The following is a 7187-nucleotide window of genomic DNA, read 5'->3' on the forward strand; positions in this document are numbered from 1 at the left end:
GGTGGATGATAGGTGGCGCTACAATGGCGGCAGTTACAGTAGGTGTGTTTGTTACGCTTTCGCGAAAGCGTAAAAAGGAAAAACAACAAGCCCAACAGGTCATCGGTAAAGATATAGGTTCTGGAATCCAAGTTTCCACAGGAAATCAAGGCACGATCAAACGAGAACCCAACTGGGACAAGCCTTTTGATATGAATTACCTGACCAACGTGCAACAATGGATTGCACCACGAAAGATTAAAAAACTAGACGACGCTACTGCCAGAAATTTGGCAAAAAAGCTCAAAAATGCCAAAGGAACTTTTAATGATGATGAAGATGCGGTCAAAGACGTTTTTGCCAAACGCCTGCGTGATAAAACCCAAGTAGCGAGCCTTTCAAAAGCATACTGGCAATTGTACAAACAGGATTTGTGGAAACACTTGTCCAGTTTTTTAAGCGCATCAGAGATGAAACAATATGTGCATAATCCTGTGCGCCAATTACCTAATTATCAAACCCAATAACTATGAAGAAAATCGTAACCAAACCTAAGAAAACCTTTTTTGAACAAAACAAAGATCTCATTGTTGTGGGTAGTGTGATCGTTGTACTCGCAGGTGGTGCAGTCGCCTATATGTACTACAAGAAAAAGAAGGATCAAAAAGAAGGCGACCTGGCTCAAAACCAAGAGAGCACACCACAGATAATTCCTATAAACACGACCATTCCTGTGTCAAGTAGTTCGGGATCATCTTCCAGCTCTTCATCTACACCACGCATAAAATACGTCAAGACTGGCTATCCACTTAAATACAGAACACGTCACCAAGATGTAAAAACCTTGCAGGCGTATCTCAAGATTTACAAAGAGAATTTAGGTAAGTCTGGATCAAAGCGTGATGGTGTGGATGGTGTTTTTGGACCGCTCACATTAAAGGCTGCCAAAAAGCGATTGGGCAAATCCGAATTTACAGAAAAGGATATCGCAGGAATGCGTAGAGCGCTAAAAATGGTAGGAAAATGAAACGGGAAAACATCGTAAAGATAGTTTGTATTACTGGCGGTTTGCTCGGTGTCGGCATCATTACCCATCAATTACTGAAAAGTAAACGAGAAGATGCTGAAGAGCAAAAGCAAGCTGTGGCGGCAGTCTTGAAAAAGGAGATTTTAAAACCGAAACAGACAGGTTTTAAACCTACAATGCAAGTGGTCAAGACAAAACCACCTGCACCTGAAAAAAAGTCCAACGCACCGAAACCCAAAACACTACCTAAAAAACCAGTTGCAGATGCATTCCCTTTGCAACTGGGAAGCAAGGGAAAAAATGTGGAACGCTTACAAGTGTATTTGCTAAGAAATTACGGTTGGGCTGGAATCGTGACTGGCGTTTATGATGAAAAAGTTCAAGAGCGTGTAGTGAAATATCTAAAAGTTGAGACGGTTACAGAATCGCTTTTCAACGCCTTAGAAATGAACGAATCCATTAAAAACCAATCCAATTAATTATGGGTAAAAGCATTAAAGATATCGTGTCCAGCCTTGTAGATGATGACGGCATTAAAACCGAAGTCACGCTCACAATGACTAACCAGACGCTTACAAAGATCATCATCGCTCTATTGGCATCTGGAGCAACGATTGTTCTGGTTGCACATTTGACCAAAAATATGTTCCCAAATCATCAAATATCCCTGCTTACCGCAGACATCAAAATCATAAAAGAAACCCTTAAAAATCAATTGAAATGACAGACATCCTAAAACACTTAGTTCACTACTTATCTAGCCTAGATTGGGCATATATTTTTACGTTCATCATTATTGCCTTCGGTCTTAATCAAAAACCAGTCACAGATTGGTTAGCAGATTTTACTGGCATAAAGATCAAGACACGCTATCGCGTGCTTATCGTAGGAATTCTTTACGGTATCATCGTCTATTTTATAAGAGATACGATGCTGCACAAGATAGAAATGCTGTTGCAGTCATTTGTGTTTGCGCTCGTCTTCCACAAGCTGATTTTAGAAAGTGTGTTGAACAGACTTTTTAAGCCTGAAAAAGAAGATAAACGTGAATAAGTGGAAAGTCATTTTCGCCATTTTCTTTTTTGCGGTGGTCGTGCTTGTACTTACGCAGATCATCATTCCACAAGAGAATGGATATGAGCTAAGAACGCCTAGCGACTGGAAAGAACAAAATCAAAATCTGCTTATAAAAAATCAATCGCTAGACCTGGAGATTGAAGATCTGGAAAAGCAGGTGGATAGCCTTACGGCTTTGGTAAGTAAGAATACCGTCACAATCGGCCATCTAAAAACGAGTCTCAATGAAAAAATTACTACTATTTCTAGTTATAGCGATGCAGAGCTTTTGCTGTATTTCTCAAGATTTAAAACCGATAGTACAGCTTATAAAAAATGAGAAATACTTCTGTTTTAACTTGGAACAGTCTCGTGAGATTGCATTGCGATTAGAGCGTGGCAGGTATCAGGATTCCATCGTGAGACGATTGGATTTTTCGATTAGGCTCAAGGACAGTTTACTTGTAAAGAAAGACTCTGTGGTCTCGAGATTGAGATTGCAAAATTTCAATCTGACAGCAGTTTCCGAGAATAGCAATGAGCAAATTCTGTATTTAGAAAACCAACTAAAATTTAAAAATCAAAAACTGAAACAAGGCAAGTTGCACAAGATCCTTTTGGGTGGTGGCTTGTTGATCCTTTCAGGAATATTAATAGCCAACTAATTATGGGATATCAAAGTGATAGTGTTTCAAAAGAGACAAAATCGATAGAAAATACACAAGAGATTTTAGAAGTTAAGCCGGAACATTTAGGGCCAAGTTTACTACACTCGCCAGTACGCAATCGGTACTCGGTCATTAATGCAAATCTAGTTGTTGGGAAGGATATTCGCCTACGTGCTAGAAACGCCAAACAACTTGAGATTGCCGGCTGGCAGGTAAGTTTACCAGCTCCATTGGTAACAGATCAATCTGATTATTATGGACTGTGCCAGACGGAAAAGGGAAATACCTTTAACTATGCGATAGATGCAGATGGTAGATTGTTTCTCTACGGGACTTTTGTCGATAGTGAAGATCACGTGATACTCAATGTGAACCCTTATTTGGCCGAGCTTCCATTGCGCTATGTCAACTTTAGAAATGGCGGTGGTGAGTTTGTAGTACCAAGAGATGAACCTAAACCAACTGATGAATTTTAAATGAATTACGCTTTCGCGAAAGCGTAAAAGACCACGTTATGAATGTTTATGAAATTGTTGCGATTGTTTTAGGCGCTACGGGCTTCTGGAAGCTCATAGAATTATTGATGCATTATAATATCCAGCGCAAACTGAAAAATGCAGAGATACGGCACATTAACGCTCAGGCTAATGACAGTATTGTGACCAACTGGGTGCAATGGTCTGAAAAAATGGAAAAACGCATCAGCCAGCTTGAGAATAAGAATACCGCAATGTCACGCACAATTACTAAACAGCGAGATCGTATTACAGAGCTTGAAAAATATATCGAACAGCTGGAATCCGAAATTCAGATTTACAATAAAAAGAAAAGAGAATGAATGTAGATAAAGGAAGTAATACACTCAATTACATTTTTGCAGCATTTACCTTGTTGAGTGCCATTAAAATAGGCTCTGATCTATACTTGAGATACAAGGAAAGTCAGCAGAAAAAGAAGCCTTGCAATTGTAAAGACAAGGCTTAATGGCGTTAAAAAATAACCGTCATATTTATATAGGATTAGGCACAATGGCGCTACTTATGGGTGGCGCTTTTTGGGCTTTTAGATTAAGCAAGTCAAGCTCTAAATTTAGGACTTATAAACATAAAGGTATCGCTGTAGATTTCTCGGTCTTTGACAGTCCAGACATTCCTGGTTCTGGAAACTGTATGGATAGACGGCTTATAGTGATGCTGCACAACCTATCTGTAAAAACCAATTACCCTATTTTCAGTTGGATAAACTCTGGAGCACGTAGTGACGCTCACAATCGTAAAGTAGGTGGTGCGCGCAATTCTTCCCATAAAATGCCCGCCTGTAAAGCTGTTGATATCCGAGCTTCCTCTAGAACAATCCGCAACAAACTGGTTCTGGCCGCCCGTGATGTTGGCTTTAAACGCATAGGCGTAGGCAATACATTTGTTCATCTGGATGTAGATGAAGGTAAGTCTCAATACGTGGCTTGGGGATACCCTAGTGGGACTGCTGCGGCGGTTAATCCTTTTGTGTAGGAAAAGCGTTGTTTATTAACTAACAGTTGTTGACAATCAAAATTTTTATAATCGAGATTAGATTCAATTTTTGTTATTATTGTTAGGCAAAATTGTCAACAAGTTTCCATTTATTTATCGCAAAACTATCTGGCTTCTTATGAAGCCCTTTTTTTTGCCTGAATTTTGAAGCTAAACATTTATACAATAATGATTGAAATTTTAAACAACCATTGCAATGCAGAAAACGGATTATTGCTATTCGACCCACCTACTGGTTCAGGTAAAACGTATAATGTCTTAAAATGGATTTTCGAAAATTATAAGAACTACTGTAAAGAAGGACGCAAAATATTCTTTGTGACCAACCTCAAGAAGAATCTACCGATTGACGATTTTAAGAATGATTTTTTCGTTATAAATAAAAAGAGGAACGACTTTGATAAACACGTGCTTTTTTTAGATTCCAATTCTGGTTTTGTGCTTAGAAACTTTGATAAAATCAAAGATGATATACCAGAATATTTTACCAAATTGGCTGCTTATTGGGATTTGAAAAGCCAAGTGGAATTGATAAACCGTTATGAAGGTACTGGAAATTTTAAGGATATTCTCAAAAAAGCTAAAAATGAATTGCGGACTAAACAAGAGCGTGAATTTAGACGACGTATAGAGATTTATCTAAAGGAAAATTACCCGAATAAAGGGGAACGCTTAAAAGCGATTAAGACAGATAAATCCTTGCAATGGATTGGCACATTATATCCATCGGTGTTTTCTTCAGAACGGAAAATTTTCTTCTTGAGTATTGATAAATTTTATGCCCAAAATAGTACTATAGTAGAGCCATCATACCATTTTTCTAACAATGACATTACAAAGGATGCCATTGTTTTTATAGACGAAATAGATGCATCTAAAGACAGCATTTTAAAGAATATCATTAAGCGAGGCAAAAAACAGAAAATAGATTACATTCATTTATTTAATGAGATATATTGGGCGTTATCCAATAACAAATTACCACAGGATTTTATAGAACATTCCATTAAAAGACAGAAGCTTATAGATGAAGGCTACAAATATCTTCCTTTAGAGAATATTGAAGAAGAGTTAAAGGAAAAAGCAGAAGAAATCGTAGATAAATTCAACATTAGCTACAGCTTTAAAACAACTGAAGCTGCTGGAATATCAAGAGAACGCAATCTACTTTTTCACGACTTCCATTATCATTCTGTATACCGAAATAATAAGAAATACATTGAAATAGATTCAAGCGAAAACAAAAAAATGAATCATCTCAATTTTACAGATGATAAGCCTAAAGACCGGAATAAAAATGTAGTAACACTTCTAAATCAGATCAAAGGTTTTGTTTCTTATTTCAAGGGTTCTGTAAAAAGTCTTGCTGACAATTACCAACAAACTGTAAACGAACGCAGAAAAGCAACAGATTCTGAATATGGTTATGATTTGGCTCTTAGCTCAATATTAGAAGAATTTAGGCTTGAAGGAAGATATAAAATGTGGGTAATGGATAGTATCCTATCTGAAAGGGAACGCACAAACCCAAAAGAGAAAAAGAAGAAAGATGAGATATTATACGATTTCAGCATCTACGAGAATGGTTTTAGATACTACGATTTCATAGATGATGAGCAGCACGAAACCATTACCAAAACCTACATCTATGAATTTTATAATACACCAGAAAAGTTTCTTTTAAAACTGGCAGAACGTGCTAAGGTTGTAGGCATCTCGGCTACTGCCAAGGTAGAGACAGTAACTGGTAATTTTGATATTGGATACCTCAAAAAACAGTTAGGCGTCAAATTTTGTGAGTTATCAGAACAAGATTCTCTTTCTTTAAAATCTTTAGTGGATAAGCAAACTCAGAACTATGAAAAAGTAAGTCTTCATCCTATTTGGGTTATCAATACAGAAGCAACCGAAAAAATAAGAAAGGAATTCATAGCATTGTTTGATAACGATGAGGAAATGGCGGATGAAATTATTGGTCAAATCGATAATCCTGACGGCTATACACAAAGTAGGTATCTGAGAATCGCCACCGCTTTCCAACATTTCATAAAAGAAGATGACATTAATGCAATGTTGTGTTTGTTAAACAAGGAACCAAAACCATTTGATAATCAACTAAACAGTACAACATTAGAACGAATTTTTGACGAACTAATCTTTTTACACAAAGCACAAAACAAATTTCTTTCACTCGATGATGACGGTCAGTCTTCCTATAAGGTTACCAATTCCTATCGGATAATCAACAGCGCTGATTTTGAAACTAAAAAAGAGGATTTCACAAACCAACTTAAAAATGGCCAAAAGCTGTTCTTGATATCTATGTACCAAACAATGGGTGCAGGCCAAAATCTTCAATATCTCTCGCCAGACGTGTCCCAGCTTATTGATATACGTAGTGAAGAATTAGAAACTTTCAATACAACAAAAACCGATATCAATGCCATTTACTTAGACAAGCCAACCCATCTCATACAATTGGTTAACAAAAAATTAGATGAAGAAGGCTTTATTAAGTATTTGTTTCAGTTAGAATTTCTTTTAGAAGCTGGCAGGATTTCGCTTAGGACACTCAATTTAGAAGTTACCAGAGCATTTAGAAATCTAATGGCATCTTTAAATTCAAACGATATTCCCAACAAGTCTAATGGTACGCTTTACAATGACTATAATATTAGACAGCACTATTCAAAATATATTATCCAAGCTATTGGCAGGATATGCCGAACCAATCTAAAAGCAAAACATATTTATATACTGGCAGACGAAAGATTGAAGAAAGAAATATGTAGTTATGATGTAGATAACAATATCGTGCTCAGGGAATTTAAAGCATTGGTTAATTCGTGTCGAGATAATAAACACCAAAATAACGATATGTACCAAGCTCTGGTTAACAAGGCTATTATTGCCAATGGTCGAGCC

At 37.0% G+C, this 7187-nt stretch carries 11 protein-coding genes; all 11 read left to right on the forward strand.

Annotation, left to right across the window (positions count from 1 at the left end; all coding sequences use genetic code 11):
* The coding region (locus tag A9Q93_RS12690; RefSeq protein WP_303687775.1) for a hypothetical protein at positions 1 to 506 on the forward strand (506 nt) is incomplete at its 5' end.
* Positions 507 to 508: 2 nt separating this feature from the next.
* Complete coding sequence (locus A9Q93_RS12695; RefSeq protein WP_303687776.1) at positions 509 to 1006, forward strand: peptidoglycan-binding protein; 498 nt, start codon at positions 509 to 511, stop codon at positions 1004 to 1006.
* Positions 1003 to 1485, forward strand: a complete 483-nt coding sequence (locus A9Q93_RS12700; RefSeq protein ID WP_303687777.1) for a peptidoglycan-binding protein — start codon at positions 1003 to 1005, stop codon at positions 1483 to 1485. The genes A9Q93_RS12695 and A9Q93_RS12700 overlap by 4 nt, the downstream gene beginning before the upstream one ends.
* A gap of 2 nt (positions 1486 to 1487) precedes the next feature.
* Positions 1488 to 1730 (forward strand): hypothetical protein, encoded by a 243-nt coding sequence (locus tag A9Q93_RS12705; protein ID WP_144665669.1) that lies wholly within the window; start codon positions 1488 to 1490, stop codon positions 1728 to 1730.
* Positions 1727 to 2059, forward strand: a complete 333-nt coding sequence (locus A9Q93_RS12710; RefSeq protein ID WP_303687778.1) for a hypothetical protein — start codon at positions 1727 to 1729, stop codon at positions 2057 to 2059. The genes A9Q93_RS12705 and A9Q93_RS12710 overlap by 4 nt, the downstream gene beginning before the upstream one ends.
* Positions 2052 to 2402 (forward strand): hypothetical protein, encoded by a 351-nt coding sequence (locus A9Q93_RS12715; protein WP_144665665.1) that lies wholly within the window; start codon positions 2052 to 2054, stop codon positions 2400 to 2402. Before A9Q93_RS12710 ends, A9Q93_RS12715 begins: the two co-directional genes overlap by 8 nt.
* 327 nt (positions 2403 to 2729) lie before the next feature.
* Positions 2730 to 3206: a hypothetical protein gene (locus A9Q93_RS12720; protein WP_303687779.1), complete on the forward strand. Its 477-nt coding sequence runs from the start codon at positions 2730 to 2732 to the stop codon at positions 3204 to 3206.
* 38 nt (positions 3207 to 3244) lie between these two features.
* Positions 3245 to 3568 (forward strand): hypothetical protein, encoded by a 324-nt coding sequence (locus tag A9Q93_RS12725; protein WP_303687780.1) that lies wholly within the window; start codon positions 3245 to 3247, stop codon positions 3566 to 3568.
* On the forward strand, positions 3565 to 3714 hold the full coding sequence (locus tag A9Q93_RS12730) for a hypothetical protein (RefSeq protein WP_303687781.1): 150 nt from the start codon (positions 3565 to 3567) through the stop codon (positions 3712 to 3714). Before A9Q93_RS12725 ends, A9Q93_RS12730 begins: the two co-directional genes overlap by 4 nt.
* On the forward strand, positions 3714 to 4241 hold the full coding sequence (locus A9Q93_RS12735) for a D-Ala-D-Ala carboxypeptidase family metallohydrolase (RefSeq protein ID WP_303687782.1): 528 nt from the start codon (positions 3714 to 3716) through the stop codon (positions 4239 to 4241). The genes A9Q93_RS12730 and A9Q93_RS12735 overlap by 1 nt, the downstream gene beginning before the upstream one ends.
* A gap of 189 nt (positions 4242 to 4430) precedes the next feature.
* Positions 4431 to 7187, forward strand: a 2757-nt coding sequence (locus A9Q93_RS12740; RefSeq protein WP_303687783.1) for a hypothetical protein, incomplete at its 3' end; no start/stop codon positions are given.

It is taken from the genome of Nonlabens dokdonensis, from assembly GCF_002162835.1.
Classification (GTDB): Bacteria; Bacteroidota; Bacteroidia; order Flavobacteriales; family Flavobacteriaceae; genus Nonlabens; species Nonlabens dokdonensis_B.